The organism is Joostella sp. CR20 (genome assembly GCF_038433465.1).
GTDB lineage: Bacteria > Bacteroidota > Bacteroidia > Flavobacteriales > Flavobacteriaceae > Galbibacter.
The window spans coordinates 340,294-365,557 of sequence record NZ_JAESVF010000002.1 but is presented as its reverse complement, the minus strand read 5'-3'; the positions used below and the strand labels follow the sequence as shown (position 1 = coordinate 365,557).

At 35.5% G+C, this 25,264-nt stretch carries 18 protein-coding genes; 7 read left to right on the top strand and 11 right to left on the bottom strand.

Annotated features, from left to right (window positions below; genetic code table 11):
* Window positions 1-246 precede the first annotated feature (246 nt).
* From JMA43_RS05720 to JMA43_RS05695, 6 genes are all read right to left on the bottom strand, one after another.
* On the bottom strand, window positions 247-732 hold the full coding sequence (locus JMA43_RS05720) for an ABC transporter ATPase (RefSeq protein ID WP_342155437.1): 486 nt from the start codon (window positions 730-732) through the stop codon (window positions 247-249).
* Window positions 733-773: 41 nt separating this feature from the next.
* Window positions 774-1,565, bottom strand: a complete 792-nt coding sequence (locus tag JMA43_RS05715; protein ID WP_342155436.1) for a (Fe-S)-binding protein — start codon at window positions 1,563-1,565, stop codon at window positions 774-776.
* 152 nt (window positions 1,566-1,717) lie between these two features.
* Window positions 1,718-2,164 (bottom strand): LNS2 domain-containing protein, encoded by a 447-nt coding sequence (locus JMA43_RS05710; protein ID WP_342155435.1) that lies wholly within the window; start codon window positions 2,162-2,164, stop codon window positions 1,718-1,720.
* Window positions 2,165-2,212: 48 nt separating this feature from the next.
* Window positions 2,213-3,541: a (Fe-S)-binding protein gene (locus tag JMA43_RS05705; protein ID WP_342155434.1), complete on the bottom strand. Its 1,329-nt coding sequence runs from the start codon at window positions 3,539-3,541 to the stop codon at window positions 2,213-2,215.
* Window positions 3,542-4,498, bottom strand: a complete 957-nt coding sequence (locus JMA43_RS05700) for an MlaD family protein (RefSeq protein ID WP_342155433.1) — start codon at window positions 4,496-4,498, stop codon at window positions 3,542-3,544.
* A 161-nt stretch (window positions 4,499-4,659) separates the two neighbouring features.
* Window positions 4,660-5,796 carry an N-acetylmuramoyl-L-alanine amidase gene (locus tag JMA43_RS05695; RefSeq protein WP_342155432.1) on the bottom strand — a complete coding sequence of 379 codons (1,137 nt, stop codon included), beginning with the start codon at window positions 5,794-5,796 and terminating at the stop codon, window positions 4,660-4,662.
* Between the two features lie 135 nt (window positions 5,797-5,931).
* Between JMA43_RS05695 and JMA43_RS05690 the strand changes: the two genes are divergently transcribed.
* From JMA43_RS05690 to JMA43_RS05680, 3 genes are read left to right on the top strand one after another with little or no spacing between them, the layout of a single operon-like run.
* Window positions 5,932-8,631, top strand: a complete 2,700-nt coding sequence (locus tag JMA43_RS05690) for a putative LPS assembly protein LptD (RefSeq protein ID WP_342155431.1) — start codon at window positions 5,932-5,934, stop codon at window positions 8,629-8,631.
* Window positions 8,632-8,650: 19 nt separating this feature from the next.
* Window positions 8,651-9,031, top strand: a complete 381-nt coding sequence (locus JMA43_RS05685) for a Rid family detoxifying hydrolase (RefSeq protein WP_342155430.1) — start codon at window positions 8,651-8,653, stop codon at window positions 9,029-9,031.
* Between the two features lie 41 nt (window positions 9,032-9,072).
* Window positions 9,073-10,689 (top strand): glycoside hydrolase family 10 protein, encoded by a 1,617-nt coding sequence (locus tag JMA43_RS05680; RefSeq protein WP_342155428.1) that lies wholly within the window; start codon window positions 9,073-9,075, stop codon window positions 10,687-10,689.
* An 85-nt stretch (window positions 10,690-10,774) separates the two neighbouring features.
* Here the strand turns inward: JMA43_RS05680 and JMA43_RS05675 are convergent, their stop codons facing one another.
* The 4 genes from JMA43_RS05675 to JMA43_RS05660 all read right to left on the bottom strand — a co-directional run bounded on the left by JMA43_RS05675 (window position 10,775) and on the right by JMA43_RS05660 (window position 18,628).
* A complete protein-coding gene (locus JMA43_RS05675; RefSeq protein WP_342155427.1) occupies window positions 10,775-11,635 on the bottom strand; it encodes an N-acetylglucosamine kinase in 861 nt (286 codons plus the stop codon).
* A 216-nt stretch (window positions 11,636-11,851) separates the two neighbouring features.
* Window positions 11,852-12,853: a type I glyceraldehyde-3-phosphate dehydrogenase gene (gene gap / locus JMA43_RS05670; protein WP_342155425.1), complete on the bottom strand. Its 1,002-nt coding sequence runs from the start codon at window positions 12,851-12,853 to the stop codon at window positions 11,852-11,854.
* 73 nt (window positions 12,854-12,926) lie between these two features.
* On the bottom strand, window positions 12,927-13,913 hold the full coding sequence (gene pfkA / locus JMA43_RS05665; RefSeq protein WP_342155423.1) for a 6-phosphofructokinase: 987 nt from the start codon (window positions 13,911-13,913) through the stop codon (window positions 12,927-12,929).
* A gap of 275 nt (window positions 13,914-14,188) precedes the next feature.
* Entirely contained in the window at window positions 14,189-18,628 is a 4,440-nt protein-coding gene (locus JMA43_RS05660; RefSeq protein WP_342155421.1) for a translocation/assembly module TamB domain-containing protein, read from the bottom strand.
* A gap of 81 nt (window positions 18,629-18,709) precedes the next feature.
* On the opposite strand from JMA43_RS05660, the gene tsaD reads away from it, so the two are divergent.
* On the top strand, window positions 18,710-19,732 hold the full coding sequence (gene tsaD, locus JMA43_RS05655; RefSeq protein ID WP_342155419.1) for a tRNA (adenosine(37)-N6)-threonylcarbamoyltransferase complex transferase subunit TsaD: 1,023 nt from the start codon (window positions 18,710-18,712) through the stop codon (window positions 19,730-19,732).
* Between the two features lie 61 nt (window positions 19,733-19,793).
* Complete coding sequence (locus JMA43_RS05650; RefSeq protein ID WP_342155417.1) at window positions 19,794-20,498, top strand: 16S rRNA (uracil(1498)-N(3))-methyltransferase; 705 nt, start codon at window positions 19,794-19,796, stop codon at window positions 20,496-20,498.
* A gap of 314 nt (window positions 20,499-20,812) precedes the next feature.
* Here the strand turns inward: JMA43_RS05650 and JMA43_RS05645 are convergent, their stop codons facing one another.
* Window positions 20,813-21,559 carry a M15 family metallopeptidase gene (locus tag JMA43_RS05645; protein WP_342155416.1) on the bottom strand — a complete coding sequence of 249 codons (747 nt, stop codon included), beginning with the start codon at window positions 21,557-21,559 and terminating at the stop codon, window positions 20,813-20,815.
* A 313-nt stretch (window positions 21,560-21,872) separates the two neighbouring features.
* Between JMA43_RS05645 and JMA43_RS05640 the strand changes: the two genes are divergently transcribed.
* Both JMA43_RS05640 and nirB read left to right on the top strand, forming a co-directional pair.
* Window positions 21,873-22,448: a porin family protein gene (locus JMA43_RS05640; RefSeq protein WP_342155415.1), complete on the top strand. Its 576-nt coding sequence runs from the start codon at window positions 21,873-21,875 to the stop codon at window positions 22,446-22,448.
* A 237-nt stretch (window positions 22,449-22,685) separates the two neighbouring features.
* On the top strand, window positions 22,686-25,196 hold the full coding sequence (gene nirB / locus JMA43_RS05635) for a nitrite reductase large subunit NirB (protein WP_342155414.1): 2,511 nt from the start codon (window positions 22,686-22,688) through the stop codon (window positions 25,194-25,196).
* Window positions 25,197-25,264 lie beyond the last annotated feature (68 nt).

Below are 25,264 nucleotides of genomic sequence, written 5' to 3'. Positions count from 1 at the left end.
TTTATATATGTTTTTCTCGGTAAACGAGTAATTGTGAATCGGTTTTGAAACCGAAAAACATTTGTTATGCGATTATTTAAACTCTAAATACAAGTATTTCGTACAAAATAATTGATATTTTATACAATTGCCATAGAATTTTACAAAAAAATCATTTCAATTTCTTCAGAAATAAATACATACGTATGCTAGCCGTTAAAATACAACACCTAGAAAGAAATTTTATGTAAAATCGAAATAGAAGGTTTAGTTCATAAAACGGGCGTGCCAACTATCTCTAGCAGGAACTTCCCAATAATTTTGGTATTCCTCTTTATTGGTTACCAAATTATTAAAAACTATAGTGTTTTGAGAAACAGCCTTTTGTTTGGCCATTTTCTTAAAATCGATAAGGGGTTTGTAGGCTATAAAATCGCCTTGACGGTATGAAACATTCATTTTATCAAGCAAATCTACATTGTATTCTTTTTCTAATTGCTGAATGAAATGAACAGAAGCATCGATAGAACAACCGCTAGCAGTATTAAATTCTTGATCTAATGCGATTACTAAAAAGCGTTTGTATCGCACTTCAAATGAAGCTTTTAAATTTGCTCCATGTGCTGTCCACTGCTCAATAAAATCTTGAACTTTTGTATTTAGTTCGGCTATTTCTTCTTCTGTAAAACTTCTATTTGCTTGGTAAATCCAAACTCTTGCTGTTTCTGGTAAGTCGTTAAAAGCTACGTACATTTCTTTTCAGTTTTAAAAGATAGGTTTTTAATCAACCTTCATTATAAGTCTTCTGCATTTGCAATAAGTTCGGCAACATCCATCACCTCAATATCGCCTTCTTTTTCTTTTCCTTTAACGCCATCTGTTAACATGGTATTACAAAAAGGACAACCTGCTGCAATAATATCTGGCTTGGTTTCTATGGCTTGCTCGGTACGCTCTATATTAATGTCTTTATTTCCTTTTTCTGGCTCTTTAAACATTTGCGCTCCACCAGCTCCACAACACAAACCGCGTTTTTTGCAGTTTTTCATTTCAACAAGTTCGGCTTCCAACTTTTCGATTAAATCGCGAGGAGCTTCATATACATTGTTTGCACGTCCTAAATAACAAGGGTCGTGAAAAGTAATGCGTTTTCCTTTAAACTTTCCGCCTTCAATAGTGAGTTTTCCTTCATCTAAAAGCGAACGTAAAAATTGCGTATGATGAACAACTTCGTAAGATCCTCCCAAAGAAGGATATTCATTTTTAATGGTATTAAAGCAATGCGGACAAGCGGTAACAATTTTTTTTACTTCGTACCCATTGAGTACTTCAATATTTGTCATGGCTTGCATTTGAAACAACATTTCGTTCCCCGATCTTTTCGCTGGATCGCCTGTGCAACTTTCTTCGGTTCCTAACACAGCAAAATCTACATCTGCCTTATTAAGTAACTTTACAAAAGCTTTGGTTATTTTTTTGGCTCTATCGTCAAAGCTACCAGAACATCCTACCCAAAATAAAACTTCTGGAGATTTTCCTGATGCCATCATCTCTGCCATTGTAGGCACTTTTATTGCTTCGCTCATGCTTTTTGTTTCCCTTTTATTTGTTACAATTTTAGAAAATTCATTTAGAACTTAGCCGAGAAATAACAATACACTTGAATGCTATTTCTCGACTTTACCTGTCTACCGACAAAGGCTAGTTCCAAATATCCTTAATTAATAACAATATTATTTTAGTCGTGTGCTCCGTCGTCAAAAACTTGGATCGTTACTTCTTTTTCTACTAAATCTGTAAACTTTCCGTTGTAACGTGTTGCTTTCACTAAATGATTATCAATCCAATGGTAATTTCCTCCTCTAGGTTTTCCCATCACCATCCCGTGGTATTTAAACCCGTGTCTGTCCAACCAATCTTCGGTTGTTTTTCTATGCTCTTCGGTTCTCGAAGTGAAAAAGTAAATAACGTGCCCTTCTTCGTACCACTTATTTAGAGTTTTTAACGCATCTGGGTATACTTGTGCCGTTGCCATACGCTCTGGCTCTTCATTTGGAATATCATCACAAATGGTTCCGTCGATATCAATTAAATAATTTTTAATTCCTTCTGGCAAAACCGGACTTATATGTTCTCCGTCTTCCAGTTTCTCATTTAGCAATTTTTCAACGTCTTCTTTGTTCATTTTAAAGTTATATTTGTTGGTTTAATTTTTTCTTTTTCTGAATTGAATTTATTCTGATTTCCAATTTAATCGATCCATTTGATTATAAGGCCATGGCGCTCCATTGTTTTCTATATTCCCCATCATATTGTTCAACTCCATTGGTGCTGCCGATTGCTCCATTACTAAGTACTGACGCATATCCATAATGATTGAAAGCGGACTGATGCTTACTGGGCAAGCCTCAACACAAGCGTTACAAGTGGTACACGCCCACAATTCTTCTGGCGTGATATAATTATTTAACAACTGTTTTCCGTCGTCTACAAAAGTTCCTTTATTGGCATCGATATTTTTACCTACTTCTTCCAAGCGGTCTCTTGTATCCATCATAATTTTTCGTGGCGACAGCTTCTTCCCTGTTTGTGCAGCAGGACATTCGCTAGTACAACGACCACATTCGGTACAGGTGTATGCATTGAGTAATTGCACCCAATTTAAATCGGTAACATCAGAAGCTCCAAATTTTTCTGGTACTTCGTCGGCGGCTCCTTCTTCTGGCATTGCAAAAGGATCGGCACTTGGGTCTAACATTAATTTAACCTCATTGGTAACCGATTCTAAATTTTCGAACTGTCCTTTCGGATTTAAATTAGCAAACCACGTATTTGGGAAAGCTAATAAAATATGTAAATGCTTTGAAAAGTAAAGATAGTTTAAGAATGTTAAAATCCCGATAATATGCATCCACCAAGCAGCTCGCTCAATCAAGATTAGCGCTTGCTCACTAAAGTTTTCAAAAATAGGCACAAAAACTTGACTAATTGGGAATGCACCTGCTTGTGTATAATGTGCTGCTCCCATTTGTTGCAGGGTATAATCTGCTCCGTTCATTGTTAAGAAAAGTAGCATCAATACAACTTCAAAATACAAAATAATATTTCCGTCGCTTTTAGGCCACCCTCTCATTTCAGCATAAAAGAATCGTTTTAATTTTATAATGTTTCTACGAATCCAAAATATGGTTACTGAAACAATTACCAAAAATGCTAAAATCTCAAACGAACCAATTAAAAAATTGTACACGCTACCCAGCGGAGCAAACACGCGGTGCGTACCAAAAAGTCCGTCAATAATAATTTCTAAAACTTCAATATTGATAATGATAAACCCAACATAAACTATAACATGAAGAAACCCTGCAATTGGACGAACAACCATTTTTTGTTGTCCCAAAGCAATTCTGGCCATATTTGTCCAACGTTGCGATTTATTATCTGTTCGATCTATCGCACGGCCAAGCTTAATATTTCGAACTAATTTTTTAACATTATTAGCAAAATATCCAATCCCGGCTATTAATATAATTGCGAAAAGTATTTGAGAAATATAGTGCATCTATTCGTTGTTAGTTTCTTCTTCTGGCGCTTCGTAAGGTTTATTCTTTCTTCCAAACAATGAGAAATGAACATATCGTTTAGGATTCAATCTCAGGTCTTCTAAAAGCAATTCGAGTTCCATAGAAGCATCTGTTAAGTTGGTATACAATTCTTCGTCGTTCAATAACTTCCCAACAGATCCGTCTCCAGATTCTATTTTGGCCATTATTACGTCTAATTTCGCCATACTGTTTTTCAAATCGCCAATAGCATCACCAATTCCTGCTGTTGCCAATGTATCGCTCACTTTAGACAAATTAGCCGATAAATTATCGATATTACTCAAAGAACGATCTAACTTATCTTTATTGTTTGCCAACAAAGTGTTTAATGTTCCAGAAGCTTGATTGAAATTGGCAATTACCTGCTCTAAGTTTTTAAGACTCGATTTGATATTTGCACGAGTTTCGTCGTCTAAAATATCGTCAACGCCTACCATTACCGAATCGGCATTTTTAAGCACGCCATCCAAACTTTTTTGCAACGGCGCCAATTTACTAGCAACCATATCGGTAAGTCCTGGATCGATATTACTTAATAAAGTATCGCCCGATTTAGACTGCGGACCGCCATCGTGCACTGGCACAACGCGTAAACCTTTCCCGCTTATGAGTCCTGTATCGTAAATTTCGGCTACACTGTTTTTTGAAAACTGAAAATTGCTATTTACTGTAAACGCAATTACCAAATTTCCTTTTCCGTCGATAAAGTTTATATCGCTTATATTCCCTACTTGCAATCCGTTAATGCTTACTGCAGTTCCAGACGACAAACCATTTACATTGTCGTAAACAGCGTAATACGTTCTACTAGAATTAAATAAACTATGTCCTTTTAAAAAGGTAAAACCTAAGATAAACAAGACAATTCCGCCTATTACTATAATTCCAGTTTTAAGTTCTTTAGTTAGTTTCAAAAGCTATTTATTTTACTCGCTTAATTAATTTAAACACCAACATTGGCTGGTGCGTTGCTCCGATGTTTGTATCGGAAAATCTTCAGTAACAACTCTCATTTTTATATAGCGTTGCTAAACAATAAACAACAAAATTAGAAATAATTTCGCTAAGATTGGTTCTAATTTGACATGGAATTGAGCACCGATTTTACTTTAACTTTTTCGCCATTTTTAAAAGCTACAATAAAACTACTGCCATACCCTTTTCTTTTGGCTTCGCTCATCAAGCTTTTTACACGGTCGTAGCTCGAAGTTTCTCCGTAATAATATCGGTAAATATTTCCTTCTTTTTCTCTGCTGATGGGAGATAATCCTTTAAAATTATACGATTTTGTTTCAATTTTTCTAGATCCAGCGGCAATTTGCACTTTAAAACTTACGCCCGCTGCCACACTTGAAGATGTTGCAACTGCTGAAGATTGATTCCCGCTATCCGTAGTAATATCATTCACTTCAAAAGAAAAATCATCTCCTACATTTTCATCAATAGCACGCTTGTATTTAAAAATAGCTTCGGCTATAGAATGCGCCATATCCGACTTTCCCTTGCTAGAATTAAGATAAGAACCTTCTGGTTTATACGTTAAAAATCCCGTTTCCACCAACACACTAGGCATAAAAGTTTGATGCAACACAATAAATCCTGCTTGCTTTACACCCCTGTTTACTCTTTTAAGTTTTCCTGTAAAATTATCTTGAATGGCTTTTGCTAACAACACACTTTGATCTAGAAACTCTTCTTGCATCATGGTAAGTCCAATAAAACTTTCAGGAGCATTAATATCGTAACCAGCATAATTAACTTCGTGGTTATCCTCCAAATAAATTACCGAGTTTTCATTTTTGGCAACTTCAAAATTTCGTTCATTGGCGTGTAACCCCAAAACAAAAGTTTCTGTTCCGTGTGCACTCGAATTGTGTGAGTTACAGTGTACCGACACAAACAAATCGGCTTTGGCTTCGTTGGCAATTTTACCACGTACATAAAGATCTACAAAACGATCATCTTTACGTGTGTACACCACATTAATTGAAGGATCTTTTTTTAACAACTCACCTACTTGCAACACAATTTTTAAAGCTATATCTTTCTCTTTAAACCCATTACCCATATTACCTGGATCATGACCTCCATGACCAGCATCTAAAACAACGGTAAATTTTCCGTCATTGGGCGGGTTATTTCCGTAGGAAGTTAAAGGATATATCAAACATAAAATAGCTACTAAAAATGTAGCTGTAAAAAATCTATTCATAAAATAATAACGGTTAAATACAGTTAATTATTTGATTAAAATTTGTTAATCTATAACAAACAGACCAAAAAATATACGTATGTTTGGCACGTCAAAAACCGAGCCATTCTGTATACAAAAATAGAATTAAAAGCTTTGCGAGCAAAGAAACGTAACATACTTTTAGCACTGTTCTCTCTGTTAATCAGTGGTTTTTTTTATGCACAAGAAAGACCCAAGGTACAAGCGCTAGATATTGAAGCTCAAACAGAGCCTACAGACTCTATAAATATTAATGCTTCGGAAGTATTAACCGATATCGCTGTTATCGACACAACGGCAACCGACTCGATTGCTAAAGACTCTACAAAACAAGGTTTTCTTCAAGGTAAAATAAATTACAAAGCGAAAGACTACATGAAAATGAGTCGTACCGAAAAGAAAATTTACCTCTACAATGAAGCTGAAGTATATTACCAAGATTACGAACTTAAATCGGGAATTATTGTAATAGATTATGTTACGAATGAAGTATACGCAGGGCGAATAAAAGATTCTAGCGGTGCTTTAACGCAACCTCCTTATTTTAAACAAGGAAATAGTATTATCGAGCCCGATTCTATCCGCTTTAATTTTGACACTAAAAAAGCACTTATTTTTAACTCTCGAACAGAGCAATCTGTTGGAGAAGCCATGAATGTTTTTGCTGAAATTGTAAAGAAAGAAAACGACTCGGTTTACTTTTTAAAAGAAGGAAAAATTACAACTTCGGATGATGCGGAAGATCCCGATTACTACATTCGAGTTCGAAAAGGAAAGTTTGTACCTAACAAAAAGATTATTGCAGGCTTTAGTAACATGTACATTGCCGATGTACCAACTCCAATTGCCGTGCCTTTTGCATATTTCCCAATGTCGCAAGAAAGACGAAATTCTGGGATTATTATGCCAACACCAGGACAAACAAACCAAAGAGGGTACTCTTTACAAAACGGAGGTTACTACTTCGCCATTAGCGATTATTTCGATTTAGCCCTTTTGGGAGATTATTACACCAACGGAAGTTACGGTTTAAGGACAGAAACCAATTACGCAAAGCGATACAAGTTTAGAGGTTCGATGCGTTTACGATACGAAAACAATATTAATAGTCAGCGTGGTTTTGACGATTACAGTCGTAGTACCGTTTACAACATTCAATGGAATCATAGCCAAGATGCAAAAGCAAATCCGAATTCAAGATTATCGGCATCGGTAAACTTTGGTAGTAGCCAATACTATCAAAACTCATTTAATCAGTTAAACACGCCAAACTTTTTAAATAACACCTTACAGTCCTCGATTTCGTATAACAAAACGTTTCCGGGGTATCCAATGGTAAATTTAAATGCTACAACCTCAATTCAACAAAATACACAAACGGAATCGATCAACTTAACACTTCCTACCTTACAAGCAAGTATGGAGCGTATTTATCCGTTTGCTAGTAGAGATGGAGCTAAAAAAGGAATCATTCAAAACGTTAACTTTCAGTATAATTTTAGAGCAGAAAATAGAATTAGTACCACTGATGAATATTTCTTAAAAAAAGAAATGTTTGACGATGCTAAAGTTGGTTTTCAGCATACTATTCCAATCAGTACCAACTTCAAAATCCTTAAGTATTTCAGTACATCTGTGGGCGCTAATTACAACGAAGTTTGGCAACTTAAAACCATCAAAAGAAACGACTACGATGCATTGCTAGAAGAGGCAACCATCGATACTTTAAACAATTTTGCTCGCTACGGAACCTATAATTTAAATGCCAGCATTGGTACAACACTTTACGGTACATTCAATTTTAAAGAAGGTTCAAAAATACAAGCTATCCGACACACCATGCGTCCTTCGGTAAGTTACGGATACACTCCTGCTTTCGATCAATATTACGATGAATATTTAGATGAAGATGGCGAAGTTGTACAATACACGCAATTTGAAAATGGATTATACGGAACTCCAAGTTTGAGCAACTCAAACAACATTGGATTTTCTTTAAGCAACGTTGTTGAAGCCAAAGTTAAAGATCGAGATACCACGGCTACCGAAGCAAAAAAGGTGATGCTTTTGAACAACTTAAACCTAAGTACTTCATATAATATTGTTGCTGATTCGCTTCCGTGGAGCCCTGTGAGAATTAGTGGAGGAACGCAGTTCTTTCAGAATAAAATGAATGTAAACTTTGGCGCGACGCTCGATCCTTACGCTATTGATAATAACGGAACTCGTATTGATGTATTCAACTACGAAAACGGCGGAAGTTTGTTCAGAATGACAAGTGCCAACATGAATGTAAGTTACTCGTTAAACAGTAAATCGTTTTCAAAAGATAAGGACGAAAAAGACAAAATTGACAATACACAAAGTGGTGGTCGTGAAGACGATTTATTTGGTCGTGCGCAAGACTTTAGTGACGATCGAACTTTTGCAAACGACGATGATGAAGAAAAAGAAGACGTCCCCACAGAAGCATACGCCGCAAAACTACCGTGGGATCTACGTCTAGCGTACTCACTCACCTACTCCAACAGCAATAGGCAAAACGAAATTACCAACAACTCTATCATGTTTTCTGGTAACATCGAACTTACGCCACAATGGAAAGTTGGTGTTTCATCGGGGTACGATTTTGTAGGGAAAGGATTTACCTATACACAGTTACGTTTTGCTCGAGATTTGAAGAGTTTCCGACTCAACTTCAACTGGGTTCCGTTTAGTAGCCGAGCTTCTTGGTTTTTCTTTATCGGAATCAAATCGTCTATGTTGAGCGACTTGAAGTGGGAAAAGAGAAGTGAACCAGACAAAAATTTATAGAACATAACTTTTTATTCAGATGAAAAAAATCATTAACACCGACAAAGCCCCGGCTCCACTTGGCCCATACAACCAAGCTGTTTTTGCAAACAACACACTTTATATTTCAGGACAAATTGCTATCAACCCTGCAACCAACGAGCTTATAACTACTGGAGTTGAAGACGAAGCAAAACTTGTTATGAAAAACTTAGAAGCTGTACTTGAAGCTGCAGGAATGACTTTTGAAAATGTAGTAAAAAGTTCTATTTTTTTAAATGACATGAATAATTTTTCAATCATTAACACCATCTACGGAGCTTATTTTAATGAAGCCACAGCACCAGCAAGAGAGACTGTTGCCGTTAAAACTTTACCTAAAAACGTAAATGTTGAAATTTCTATGATTGCCGTAAAATAAAATCTACAAAAACGGGTTTATAGTACACATAAATTTTTAATATGAAGTTATTTTTTAAAGCAAGTTTCTTGCTTCTTATAGCTGCTGCTATTACAACTTCCTCCTGTAAATCCACAAAAATTGAAACGGTAAAACAACCTCCAAAAGTTGTAAATACTCCTACCAAAACTGTAAAGGAGAGTTATGCCTATGTGAACCCTTCCGAAGGAATAGATATAACTACTGCTGATGCAAGTTTAAAGTGGAATCCAAAAACGCCCTACAATATTGAAGAATTTAGAGCTGCTTGGATTGCTACTGTAGCAAACATAAATTGGCCAAGTAAACCCAGTCTTTCTTCGGAAGAACAGAAAAAAGAAGCGATTGCATTACTCGATTTTTTAGCTGAAAATAATTTTAACGCTGCAATTTTTCAAGTTCGTCCGCAAGCAGATGCACTTTACGAGAGTTCACTCGAACCGTGGTCATACTACCTAACAGGCAAACAAGGTGTTGCTCCTTCCCCTTATTACGATCCGCTAAATTTTTGGATTGAAGAAGCACATAAACGCGGACTCGAACTTCATGTTTGGTTAAATCCGTATCGCGCACATCATACGCAAGGGAAAGAGATTTCACAGCAATCTATTGTAAACACGCATCCTGAATTGGTTGTAAAGTTAGAAAATGGCATGTGGTGGATGGATCCAAGTTTAGACGCCACAAAAGCGCATTCTTTGGCGGTAGTTACAGATATTGTAAAACGCTACGATATTGATGGAGTTCATTTTGACGATTATTTTTATCCATACGAATCTTACAACAACGGAAAAGATTTTCCAGATGATAAGAGCTGGAATGCATACCTACAAACTGGCGAAACACTAAGTAAAGGAGATTGGCGCAGAAGTAATGTAAACGACTTTATAAAAATGGTTTACAAAGCTATTAAAACTGAAAAGCCATACGTAAAGTTCGGTATTAGTCCGTTTGGAATTTGGCGTCCAGGTTATCCTTCTTCTGTTGTTGGTTTTGATCAATACGACAAATTATACGCCGACGCAAAACTTTGGTTAAACGAAGGATGGATTGATTATTTTGCACCACAATTGTATTGGAAAATCGATAAAAAAGGACAACAATTTCCAGATCTTTTAACTTGGTGGGAAAGTGAAAACTCTCAAAAAAGACATTTATGGCCTGGAATAAATGTAGACTTTGGTGGAGACAGCAGTAATGTAGATGAAATTACAAATCAAATTTTAATTACCAGAAGCACCTTAAAAAGCAAAGGCGCTATACATTGGAGTATTGCCCCTTTATTGAAGTATCAAAATGTAACAGAAGGATTAAAAAATAGGGTTTATAACGAAAAAGCAATTGTACCAACAAGTGCTTGGCTCGACAATGTTCCTCCTACACAACCAACCATAAATGCTGTTGTAAAAAACCAACAGTGTAATATTATTTGGAACCATGATAACCTCAACGATATTAAAAGTTTTGTAATCTACTTTAAATATAAAGGTGGTAATTGGCAACATACTGTTGTTTCAAAAACAAGTAGCTCTTATATACTTCCGGCAACAGAAAGCGGAAAATTATTGGAAAAAATTGGAATTACCGCTGTTGACAGAACAGGAAATCAAAGCTTGTTTTTAGAAGAAATAATTCAGTAGCAATCAAACATCAATAACTTATAAGAAAACAAAAAGGTTGCTTGAATTTCAAGCAACCTTTTCTGTATCAGTATATTAAAAAAATTTATTCTTCGAATAAAACAGATCTGTGGTAATCTACCAATCCATCTATTGGACGTCTTAATACTTTTCCGATAGACAAACCGTTTTCAGCTAAAATTTGTTTTAATTCATCTTGTAAATAGTAAGCAATACTTCCTATAAAATGAATTGGCACTTCTTTAGCTTGTTCAAACTGTGTGATTGAATTACTAATAAACAACTGCATTCCCTTTTTGATTAAAGCCTGGCAATATGCTTCGTCTTTATTCTGAATTAAAAAGCGAGCAAAGGTTGCTAAATAGGTATTTGGATTAGGTTGTTTGTACAAATGGTTTTTAATACTATCTTCTTCCAAATCGTATTCACTAGCAAATTTTACTGCGAGTTTCTTCGGGATTTTATGATAGTAATAATCTCTCAATAATTGTCTTCCGAAGTAATTTCCGCTACAATCATCCATCAAGATATATCCAAGCGAAGTTACTTTTTGGTACAGTTCTTTTCCATCCCAATAACTACAATTGGACCCTGTTCCTAAAATACAAACAACGGCATGTTGCTCTGGTTCAACAGTTGCGTAGATAGCTGCGTAGGTATCTTCTTTTACTGAAATTTTTGCATTAGGAAAGTAGTCGGTAAAAATTCCTTTTAAAAATTTTCGCATTCTTTCGGTACCACATCCGGCACCGTAAAAATACAACTGTGTAACTTCCTTTCGGTGCTTGTACAATTCAAAATTATTAGCAAGACGCTCATTAATAATTTCGCTTGTTAGCACCTCAGGGCTTAGGCCTAGCGTTTTGGTTACAAACAGTTTGTTTCCTTCTTCATCTAATGCGATCCAATCAGATTTTGTTGCACCACTATCTACAATTAAAATCATACGTTTAGTTTAAGTTAATAGCCTCCAAAAACTATTAAGTCTGCTTGGAGATACCAAATCTTAGCAGAAATAAGCCTTACCTTACATAAGGCTTAAAGCTGCCAAATAGTTAGCTTTTGAGTTAGTTTAGTAAGCAGATCTTAACAAAAAACTGTCTGTAAAGTTTTTACTGAAAATCGATCCAGACAGCTTTATTTTTAGATCTTAGTTATATTATTATAATGCAGTGATGTACTCTGCTAAGTCTACCAATTTGTTTGAGTATCCTGTTTCGTTATCGTACCAAGAAACTACTTTGAAGAACTTAGAGTTTAATTCAATACCGGCATCAGCATCAAATACACTTGTACAAGTTTCACCAACGAAATCTTGAGAAACTACAAGTTCATCTGTATAACCTAAAATTCCTTTTAATTCGTTTTCAGAAGCAGACTTCATTACTTTTTTGATTTCTTCGTAAGAAGTATCTTTTGCTAATTTTACAGTAAGGTCAACAACAGAAACGTCGGCAGTAGGCACTCTAAACGCCATTCCTGTTAATTTACCTTCCATAGCTGGAATTACTTTTGCTACTGCTTTTGCAGCACCAGTTGAAGCTGGAATAATGTTTAATAAAGCACTACGTCCACCTCTGTAATCTTTTCTAGATGGTCCATCTACAGTTAACTGTGTAGCTGTAGTTGCGTGTACAGTTGTCATTAATCCTTCTTCGATACCAAAGTTGTCGTGTAATACTTTTGTAATTGGCGCTAAACAGTTTGTTGTACAAGATGCGTTAGAAACGATTTTATCTGAAGCTTTAACATCTTTGTGGTTTACTCCCATTACAAACATTGGAGCATCTTTAGAAGGAGCAGAAATAACTACTTTTTTCGCACCTGCATCGATATGATATTGTGCTGTATCTAAAGTTGTGAAAATACCAGTACATTCAGCAACGATATCTGCACCTACTTCGTCCCACTTTAAGTTTTTAGGATCTCTTTCAGCAGTAATTCTAATTACTTTTCCGTCAACAACTAAGTTTCCATCTTTTACTTCGATTTTCCCATCAAATCTTCCGTGTACAGAGTCATACTCTAATAAGTATGCTAAGTGCTCTACATCTAATAAATCGTTAATTCCTACAATCTCTACGTTTGGTCTTTTTACGGTAGCTCTAAATACTAAACGTCCGATACGTCCAAATCCGTTTATTCCAATTTTAACTGTTGACATTTTATTCAATTTTTAATTATTAATTTTTGTTTTGCCACGTGGTGGCGGTTGGTGTTATGGTTATTAATTTATTTTAGGTTGACATAATTTCGCAAACTCTCATCAACTCTTCATCTATATGAGTTTTTCCTTTGATTGCTTGCTCGATAGGTGTTAAAACTATTTCGTCTTTAATGATACCTACCATTAGGTTTGATTTTCCTTCCATTAACGACTCTACTGCGCGTACTCCCATTCTACTGGCAAGTACTCTATCAAAACATGTTGGCGAACCTCCACGTTGCATATGCCCTAGTACCGATACACGGATGTCGTAATTTGGTAAGTTTTCTTCAACGTATTCTGCTAATTCGAATACATTTTTTCCTGTTTTATCGCCTTCAGCAACAACAACAATACTTGAAGTTTTTCCGCTTTTTCTACTTCTTTCTAAAGAGTGTAACAAACGCTCTAAACCTAAATTTGCTTCAGGAATTAAAATTTCTTCAGCTCCTGCTCCTACTCCAGAGTTCAGTGCCAATTGCCCACAATCTCTTCCCATTACTTCAATAAAAAATAAACGGTCGTGCGAGCTGGCTGTATCTCTAATTCTGTCGATAGCATCTACTACCGTATTTAAAGCTGTATCGTACCCCAGTGTAAAAGTAGTTCCATCAATATCATTATCGATAGTTCCTGGAATTCCGATAACAGGATAGCCATATTCCTCGTTAAAAATCATTCCACCGGTAAAGGTTCCATCACCACCAATAAGCACCAACGCATCAATTTGATTATCTACCAATTGTTTGTGTGCTTTTGCTCTACCTTCTGCAGTTCTAAATTCTTTAGACCTAGCAGATTTTAAGATGGTTCCTCCTCGGTTAATTATGTTTCTAACACTTCGTGCGTCTAGTGCTTCAAAATCTCCTTCAATAAGCCCTTGATACCCTCTATAAATACCAACACATTCGATATTATGATATGCACAAGTTCTTACCACTGCTCGAAGTGCAGCGTTCATTCCTGGAGCATCTCCTCCAGACGTCAAAACTCCTATTTTTTTTATACTAGTAGACATTAATTTTAATATTTGGAACGTAAAACTACCAAAGAAATTTCAATTTTCTCATATAGTTTTGATTAAAAATGCGATAATGAAAGTTTCAATCGTTTTCGTTGATAAATTCTTAACAAATGCGTTATTTTTTTTTATAAGTCGATTCTGAAATTGACCAATTTTTCTTCCAAAAAAAAGTAAAATGTTAAAATTTTAAGCTGAAAATGAGAATGTATAAACATCCGTCGAAAACAAATGTAGTATTACGTAAATTATACTGAAACTTTGGTCGGGAATTATGAAGATTCCTTACGCTTTTTAAACTTGAAGTTTACCAACCCATTCCCCATGCTCTCCTCATCTTCTTCGGATTGTTGCTCGGTAGGTTTCGGTTGGTTGTTTTTATTTGGATTTCCTTCAAAAATCTTGCGCATCAGTTCTCTAAAAGTATCAAACTCCACTTGATACGATATTCCAAGTCCTTGCGTATAACCTTGCTGTTGTGCAAAAAACTGCTGAATTTGGTCTTCTCTATTAAATATACGTGCAATTAAGCTTCCTTCTTCATTTAAAAGAATTTGCACCTCAACATCACCCGCAACTACTGTTTCAGTAACACCACCTACGGGAACTCCAATTTTTCCGTTAATTAAAATACGTTCACTTATTTGTGTGGAAACAGTTACACCCAATCTATCTTCGGAAACAAAGTCGAGTTCAGGGTTTTTCTCACCGATATCGTATGAGACGCCCACATCAAACTTACCATCGCCAGCGTTTAACACTTGATTGAATAAACTTGAAGCCGTTTGTGCTAAGTTTCCTGTAACCGCAGTTTGATTGATACTAAATTCATTTAAAAACACACCTTGCGAAAGCAATGAAAATGCTTGTAACTCACGTTTAGAGTTATCGTCTAAACGGTATTGAAGTTCTGCATTAATAACCGCATTTGCCGATGGAAAGTTAATTTCGTAATCTAGAGTTGGTTGCATTAATTGCCCTTGCAACATAATAATTACATCGGTTTCAATTTTACGAGTGAGCAAACTGTTTTCTAATAAAATTGCTGGGTTTGCGTACAGCGAATATTTAGCAGAAATATTCATATCTACATCATCCAACGGGTCTCCCTCCCAATTGATAGTTCCTCCAGGTTGCACCACAAAACGCTTATTAATTAAACCTCCGTATTTAAACAAATACTCACCTGTGTAGGTAATAAAATCACCATACATTCTAAACTTTCCGTTGGTGTTAATCTCAATCAATAAATTTCCTGCTCCCGTACCTCTTAAAGTGCTTCGAGTTTTTGGGTCGATAATTATTTCGATCTCGGCATCTGGAGTAACATCAAGTTCAAATTGCATCTCTACACCACTTACTTCCGCCAAACGTTTTTGGTCTTCTTCTTCTTTTGTTTCGTCTTTATCGATAAAATTGATAATCGAAGTGTCACCAATTTCTGTAATATCACTCACAGGAATTACAAAAGTGGTTCCTTTTTCGGTTTTGGCATTTACATCGATATTGATAGTTTCGTTAGTAAGTCCGTAGATTTGAGCATTCCCACTAATGAATCCTGTACCGTAGTATAAAGATTCTTCTTCCATTTTGGTATTTAAAACCAAGAAACGCTCTCCTTTTGTATCGAGATATAAATCGAGGTACCAATCTTCAAAATGGTCGTAGGTTATAGAACCATTTAAGTTGGCTTTGGTTTTGTACTGCGTGTCTGTGATTTGAATATCATCAAATTTAAACGAACGCCCTTCGAGCGAAACTTCTGCTAGTTTATCAAAATCGAGGTCAATATTTAAATACGGAATTTTAAGTCCGCCGTCACTTATTTGCAAACCTCCATTCATTTCGGGGTTCGACAAGCCTCCAGACAGTTTAAAATCGCCCGAAGCCAGTCCTCGCATATTACTAATAACATCCCCTCCAAGCGGACTCAGTGCTTTTAAATTAAGGTTTTCTAAATGCCCACGTAAGTTTAATTGTGTGCCGTTTTCCGTAGCATTAATATCACCTAAAATATTCAACGACTCCGTATCGTTATTTACAATTTTAGCATTAACTGCATATTGCGTAAGGTTATCGTTCCCGAGAATAGAAAGAAAGAGATTTCCTAACGGTAAATCGTTCACCGCAAAATTGGATATTTTCACGTTGGATGATGGCGTATAATTTTGGTTTCGCTGTAAAATATTTAAATACCCATCTACAACTCCATCGAGTTTTAAACTATCAATATCTGGAATGATTTTATCGAGCGTAACTTTTTCAAATTGCAAGTCGATATCTTTATAAGTACTGTCGCGCAACGTCCCTTCTAAACTTATTTGCTCATCTTGATAATTCATCACCACCTTACTGATGTTGATGGTATCAAGCGCCTTGCTAAAACTTACTTTATTATCGGTATTATTGTTTTCGTTTACAATCCAATTTCGTCCTTTAAATCCAAGTTCCGAACGTTTTAAACCTATAACAGACTCTTGTTTGTTGTTGAAAGTGTGGTAAAAATTAAGATTGTAAATATCATTAAACTCATTCCCGCCTTTAAACTCTGTTCTAAAAAACAAAGTGTCGTTTATTTTGGTGTTGATTAATGAAAACTCACTTACATCATAAATATTCGACTCGATATTTTGCACCTCAACATAGGTATTATACAAAGGGTTTTTATTGTCGATTTGCACCTGAATATTGTCAAAAATATTTCCGTTGGCATTAATTTTAGGCGAATTAAAATTCAGTTTAAAATCGCCTTCATCTGCAACAATACTTCCCTTTATAAAAGTATTACTTCCAAACTCTATCTTCGGAAAAAACACTTCTACTATTTTATTGTAAATTTTAAAATTGAAGTCTACATATTGCCCTTCTGTAATTGCCACTGGCTTGTAGTTGGTATAAATACTTCCTACTGAATTTTTAACCAGATTGCCGAGCTCCCGAACGCGGTATTTTCCTTTTAAACTTCCTGTAATGATATCTGGAGAATTGACAGAAATAATACGTTCTTCCCCTTTAAATTCTGACGTTATCGTAAAATCATCAAAATAATAACTATCGTTTTGATTGGTGTAATTGGTTTTATAAAAACTTATTTCTCCAGCCAAATCGTAAATATTATTCCCTGTCATATCGGCAACAATATTTCCTTTAAAAACCGAAATACTATCGCGACTTACAAAGTTTAATCTGTTTAAATCGATATGATTTACTGAAGCTACAAATTTAAACTCATTAGTATCTCTCGAAAGGTCTGCCAACCCTTTAAATGCAACATCAAAATTTGGGTCTTTGGAAGTTACCGAACCATCAAAAAGTTGGTCTTTTAAAATCCCAGAAACTTTGAGGTTTTTATATTCGTAACCGTTGTAATTTACACTGAAAATTTCGCCTATAATTTCGGTATTTAACGACTCTTGTTTGAAACCTTGCCCATCTACGCGAACATCTAAATTGGTGTTTCCAAGTGAAGCATCTTCTAGAAAAATTCCTAAATCGAAGTCTTGCAACGAAAGGATTCCTTCATATGAGGCATTATCGATATCGTTTACTTCTGTTAAGGTTAAATCGGAATATCCCTTCCCGATATCCGAAATTAAATTAACTTTTGCATAAACCGAATGCTCGGTAATTCGCATGTTTCCAAAAACCGATAATTGTCCAAATCTACTAAAAGACGACGGCAATGCATTTCCTAAAATTCCAGGCAACAAATTGGTAAGTTGGTAGTAGTTGGACGATACATTGTTTATATGCGCATCGATACTGAAAGGTTTTGCTTTTTCGAATAAATTATTAAAAACAAAATCGCCGTCAATCAACGTATTTTCAGACGTCATTTTTAAATTATTCATGGCAAGCGTGTTTAAAACACCTTCAAAATCAGAAGAAAGTTCTACTTTTCTTCCTCTACCAAACTCATTAAAATACAGGTTAATTTCATCTAAAGCTACGTGAGAATCTATAAAATTTCCACTCACATTCACTTTGTTTAAAAAGTCTTTAAAATCTTCAATTTCATAATCAAAAATAATATTCCCTTTTATATACGATTCTGGCGTTGTAATAGACAAGCTGTCCAATCGCATTTGACTTTTGGTGTACGAAAAATCTGTTTTTAACTGATTTACAACTACCCCTTTTTTGGTTGTAAAATCGAGTTGTTCTACGCCTACATCTACTTTTGGCCCTAAAATTTTAAAATAATCTGCTTCGATATGAAGGTCTTCCAAGCCAACAATAAGCGGAGTTTCTTTGTTTTCGTCAATCAATCTAAACTCACTTCGGTTTACCGAAATATGAGATGATGTCATTAAAAACGGATTCTCAGGGTCGCCTTCGCCACTATCTAACTTATCGACAAAAACGTTTAAATTGGTATCGTCTTCGCCTTTGTGAATTTTTAAATTCAGAAACAATTCATCAGCATCGATATCGCCAAATTCTAAATCGCCTTGAATAACATGTCGCAAGCTTAAAATCGAAGTGTTAAGCTTATTAATATACACCAATGTGTCTTGCTTGTAATCTTCAATATAAACACCTTTAATATTTACATCGCCCAGAAAAGGCATAAAATGAATACCATCAACAAAAATATGCGTGTTAAAGGTTTCGTTTAAATAATTGGTGGCTCGCTTAGCAATAGAAGTTTGAACAAAAGGTAACGACAGAAAAATACTCGCCAACACCAAAATTAAGATGAGAACGAGCAATACTCTAATTAATATTTTTCTGAGTTTTTTGATAGGCTTTTATGTTTTACCTTTGTTTTTAAATTTCAGTTCAAATATAGCATGAATACTCAAGATGTTTACATACTAGCGATAGAATCTTCTTGCGACGATACATCGGCGGCTGTTTTATACAACGACAAGGTATTGAGCAATGTTGTTGCTAGCCAAAAAATTCATGAAGAATATGGTGGTGTTGTTCCGGAGTTGGCCTCCAGAGCGCATCAACAAAATATTGTACCTGTGGTGCATCAAGCTTTGAGCAAGGCAAATATCGATAAAAAACAATTAGCTGCCATAGCTTTTACTCGTGGCCCAGGTTTAATGGGGTCGTTACTTGTAGGAACTTCGTTTGCCAAATCTTTGGCGTTGGGTCTTAACATTCCGCTTATTGAGGTGAACCACATGCAAGCGCATATTTTGGCACATTTTATTGACGAGCCCAATACACCAAAACCTACGTTTCCTTTTTTGGCAGTTACCATAAGTGGTGGCCATACGCAAATTGTAAATGTAAAAAGCCATTTTGATATGGAAGTTATCGGCGAAACTATTGACGATGCTGTTGGTGAGGCTTTTGATAAATCGGCTAAAATATTAGGACTTCCCTACCCTGGCGGACCTTTAATCGACAAATATGCGCAATTAGGAAATCCAAAAGCGTTTAAATTTCCGAAGCCTAAAGTTGATGGTTTAAACTTCAGCTTCAGTGGGTTTAAAACTTCTGTTTTGTATTTTATTCAGAAGCAACTTAAAGAAAACCCTAATTTTATAGAAGAAAACTTAAACGATATCTGTGCTTCCATTCAGCATACCATTATTAATATTTTAATGGATAAAATAAAAAAGGCGAGCAAAGAAACTGGTATCAAGCAAGTGGCTATTGGGGGTGGTGTTTCGGCAAATTCTGGAATTAGAAAAACCCTGAAAGAAGGCGAACAACGCTTTGGATGGACAACTTATATTCCAAAATTTGAATACACTACCGACAATGCGGCTATGATTGGAATTGTAGGTTATTACAAATTTTTAAATGAAGAATTTACAGATCAAACAATTACTGCTAAAGCAAGATTCGCACTGTAATTTAAAGACTTCATTTAGTATATATTTCGAATTTTAACTTTTAAACTTTTACTAAAAATCCATGCAACTTTTTTACGCACCAAAACTAGAAAACAACGCGCAACAATTTACTTTTGATAAAGAAGAAAGTAAACACATTAGTAAAGTTTTACGTAAAAAAGAAGGAGACATTCTGCATATTACCAACGGAAAAGGTTGGCTTTTTGAATCTGAAATTATTAATGCCGACCAAAAAAACTGTATGGTAAATATTGTAAATGCTACACAAAAGCCTCGCAAAAGCTACTCCTTACACATGGCTGTTGCACCAACTAAAATGAACGATCGCTATGAGTGGTTTTTAGAAAAAGCCACCGAAATTGGTATTGACGAAATTACCCCGATATTTTGCGACCATTCAGAAAGGAAAACGATCAAGCCAGAGCGCTACGAAAAAATATTACAGTCGGCTATGAAGCAATCTTTAAACTGCTATGCTCCTAAACTTAATGAGGCTGTAAGTTTTAATGATTTTATAAAAGAAAGTAAAAGCGATCAATTGTTTATTGCACATTGCGAAGAACAAGAAAAACAGGTTTTAAAAACAAGTATTAAACCAAATACTCCTGCTATTATCCTTATTGGTCCAGAAGGCGATTTTTCTGTAAGCGAAATCCAAACTGCTCTTGATAATGGATATACTCCAGTAAGTTTAAGCAACAATAGGTTGCGCACCGAGACTGCTGCCATTGTAGCATGCCATATTGTTTCTATCATAAACAATTAGTGTAGTGCTCTCGACTCCGCTTATCGGCCAACAAAGGTAGGCTCTAAAAGGCAGATTGATTTTCAGTAATTATTATAAAATGAAAAACAAGATTTTTCGAACGACCTACTTAAGAAAGTTTTAAAAATCGAGGAAGCAGTATGGGCAGAAGATAAAAAGCTGTCTGAGCAAAGCGAGTTCTTTTTATCTGTGGAGGATGGTTCCGTAGATTTTTTGATACTTTTTTAATCAGTCTTGACCTTTTTGTTTCGTTTTTGTGTCAAGACAAAAATGAAAAAACTATTAAAAAGTAAAAGCTAAGGTTTAAAATATAATTAATCACAATCCCAAGTAAAGTTCGCCACTTTATAATTTAATGTCGGTTTGTAGTTATAATGCCACCACTCTGAGGTTATCGCTCCAAAACCAAAAGACTCCATTGTAGTTTTCAACAACTTGCGGTTATCCAAAACTTCCTGTGGTAAATCGGTATATGCATGGCGGGCTTTTCTTCCGAAGAAATCAAACGCAGTTCCCATATCCAATTCAGTGCCGTCTAAAGTTGTTAACGTAATATCTACTGCGCCACCTTTATTATGTATCGACCCTTTTGCAGGATTGGCAACATAGGTTGGATTAGGAACAATTTTCCACATTTTCTTTTGTACATCATGCGGACGATAGCAATCAAAAAATTTAATTCGGTAGCCCTTTTCCATAAATGCAGTGTTGGCTTTTATCAAACCTTTGGCGGTTACTGCACGAACATAACACTCGCCACAATCGTAAACCTGTGCTTTTAAAAAGTTATCGTCTGTGGCATATTTCATTTCATAAACAAAATCGTTACTATAATCTGCCAATCTAACAAACGTAGTATCTGGAAGCGATGCTAATGGTGGAATTTGTTTTTTTTCTGCGGAAGGAATTTGGAGCGTATCTACAATTACATTTTCTACATCAGAAGCAATTGCCAACGTATCTTTTTTTGATATTACTTCTGATTGTTTAGATGCTTCTTTACATGCCGAAAGTATTATCAGCAAAACAAAAACACTACAAACTTTATTTAAATTCCACATTTCAATATTCTTTTAAAACAGATTTACCTCCACAAAATAAGGGATAAAAAAGTAGAAAATTAAAGTTATCCTAAAATTTAGAAACTACACAATAGAAAATTTTTCTGTTTAAAATAAAGTCTAAACCATTTAACAAGCAATACTTTCAGCCTACAAAACAAGAAATAAAAGACTAAAAATCATAGCTTATAATCTATATTTATTTAGTAAAGTTTAAAAAACAGTTATAATTAGGTTAACAATTTTGAATAGTTAAGCTCCCTAATTTTGGACTACAAACCAATAAAAATTAAATAATTAAAACTATTCAATCATGAAAAAACACATTTTAATCATAGCAATTTTATTTGTAGGAACAGTAGCACATGCACAATCTTGGTCAGATAAATTTCAACTAGGTGCACGTGGAGGTTTAAACTTTGCAAGTGTAGCAGGAGACGATATCGATAGTCCAGATCATAGAACAAGTTTCTATGCAGGTCTTGTGGCGGAAGCTCCTTTAAGCGAACGTTTTTCGTTACAACCAGAGGTATTCTATTCAGGGCAAGGATTTGATTTGAATGACGAAGATGCCGAGTTTCAAGTTGATTACATTCAAGTACCACTTTTAGCAAAAGTTTATTTAGCAGAAGGTTTTAACTTACATGCTGGTCCGCAGGTAGGTTTTAAAGTAAATGAAGAGATCGACTTTCAACCAACCGACGATGCAGGAGATTTTGACACCGACCAAATAAACGATATCGATTTTCAATTAACTGGTGGTGCAGAGTATAAATTTAACAACGGACTCTTTTTACAGGCTAGATATTCTTACGGATTGTCTGAAATTGTAGAAGATACCGACATCCATAACTCTGTATTTTCTGCAGGTTTAGGGTTTATGTTTTAAACCAAGAATTGCAAAATAACTTTTATTAAGTTTCCTCAAACTTACGTATATCCGCATTGTTCTAATTTTAGAAAATGCGGATATATTTATTTCAATCCTCTCAAAATTATAGATATACAATTTTACAACCCCAATATTTTTTGAATTCTCAAAAATTAAGATCAAAATCCAAATAAGTACACTACGTATATTAAAATTAAGTATTTTTACTTATATTTGAATTAAACTTACGTAGTTATGAAAAAAATTATAGTAATAGGAAACGGAATGGTAGGCTTTAAATTTTGCGAAAAGCTCGTAAACAAAGCAAACAGAAATGAATTTTCCATTGAAGTATTTGGAGAAGAACCTAGACCTGCATACGACAGAGTACATCTTAGTGAATACTTCGGAGAAAAATCGGCTAACGAACTATTACTAGCACCTAGTAATTGGTATGCTGAAAATGATATTACGCTTCACACTTCTGCTTTAATTTCAAATATAGACACTCAAAAAAAAGAAATAACTACGTATAAAAACAGTACGTACACCTACGATTACTTAGTTATTGCTACGGGATCTTCTCCTTTTATCCCACCAATAAAAGGTGTAGAAAAATCGGGCGTATTTGTGTACAGAACTTTAGAAGACTTGGACGCGATGAAGGCGTATGCATCTAAATTAAAAGCTGAAGGAAAAACACAAGCAGCAGTATTGGGTGGTGGTTTATTAGGGTTGGAAGCTGCAAATGCGGCAAAAGAATTAGGTATGGAAACGCATGTAGTTGAGTTTGCACCACGCCTCATGCCAAGACAACTAGATTTACCAGCGAGTAATTTATTAAAAAGTAAAATTGAGCAAATGGATATTAAAGTTCATTTGGAAAAAGCTACTTCAGAAATTGTAGGAGAAAACGGTATTGAAGCAATGCAATTTAACGACCAAACTTCTTTACAAGTAGACATGTTAATTATTTCCGCAGGGATACGCCCAAGAGATGAATTGGCTAGAGATGCAGGAATCAAAGTAGGTGAACGCGGTGGTATTTGGGTTAACAACAAAATGCAAACTTCAGCAGAAAGTGTATTTGCAATTGGTGAAGTAGCGCTTTATAACAATGGAATCTATGGTTTGGTGGCTCCTGGATATGACATGGCAAATGTAGCAGTCGAACAAATTACTGGTGGCGATACTACCATGACGTCATCCATAGATATGTCTACACAATTAAAATTAATCGGTACCGAAGTTGCCAGTTTTGGCGATCCGTTTATCGAAAACGAAACCGTTTCTGTTATTTCATTTGAAAACAAACATAAAGGAATATACAAACGTATCAATGTAAGTAAAGACGGTACAAAACTCTTAGGTGGAATTTTGGTAGGAGACGCATCAGAATACAACACTTTATTCCAATTATATATAAACGAAATGAAGCTTCCTGAAAATCCCGAAGATTTAATTCTTGGGGCTCGTGGTGGCGAAAATTCATCAATTGGTAGCGTAATGGACTTTCCCGACACCGCACAAATTTGTTCCTGTGAAAGTGTTACAAAAGGAAGTATCTGCGGAAAGATTAAAGACGAAAGTTGTTGTTCTTTATTAGATGTTATCAAGGCCACCAAAGCTACAAGCGGATGCGGAGGTTGTAAACCTATGGTTGTCGACTTGGTAAACGAAACTTTAAAATCTCTTGGAAAAGAAGTAAAAGAAACGCTTTGCGAACACTTTGCATACAATCGACAAGAACTCTACGATCTTATTAAAATAAATAAAGTAAAAACCTACGACGACGCCTTAAATTTATTTGGAAAAGGCGATGGTTGCGAAACTTGCAAACCCGCTCTAGCATCATTATTTGCGAGTATTTACATGGAAACTGCCAACAAACAAGTAACCATACAAGACTCAAACGATCGGTTTTTAGCAAACATTCAACGTAACGGAACCTACTCTATCGTTCCAAGAGTTGCTGGCGGAGAAATTTCACCTGAAAAATTAATGGTTTTAGGAAAAGTAGCTCAAAAATACGACCTCTATACCAAAATTACAGGGGGGCAACGCATCGATTTATTTGGTGCCGAATTACACGAACTTCCACTTATTTGGAAAGAATTAATTGATGCAGGATTTGAAAGCGGACACGCCTATGGAAAATCATTGAGAACCGTGAAAAGTTGCGTAGGATCTACATGGTGTAGATACGGAATGCACGAAAGCGTTTCGTTTGCTATTGAAATTGAAAACAGATACCGTGGATTACGCTCTCCTCACAAACTCAAAGGTGGTGTTTCTGGATGCATTCGAGAATGTGCAGAAGCTAGAGGTAAAGACTTTGGATTGATTGCCGTTGACGGAGGTTGGAACTTATATGTCTGCGGAAATGGAGGCGCAACACCAAAACACGCCATTTTATTGGCAGAACAGTTGGATGACGAAACTTGTGTAAAATATTTAGATAGATTTTTGATGTATTACATCCGCACAGCCGCGCCACTTACTCGAACAGCTCCTTGGCTTGAAAAGCTCGATGGAGGAATTGAATATCTTAAAAAAGTAATAATTGAAGACTCTTTAGGAATTGCTGAAGACTTAGAAAAAGAAATGCAAGGTTTGGTTAATAAATATGAATGCGAATGGAAACAAGCCATTGAAAATCCAGAAATGATGAAGCGTTTTAAGCACTTTGTCAACTCCAACGAACGCGATGATACTATTGAATATGTCCCGCTTCGAGATCAAAAAATGCCAAAAGCTTGGGTATAATAGTATACAGTGATCAGTTTTATCAGTTGGCAGAAAGTTAGTTGTGTTAATTCTGTCAACTGCAAACT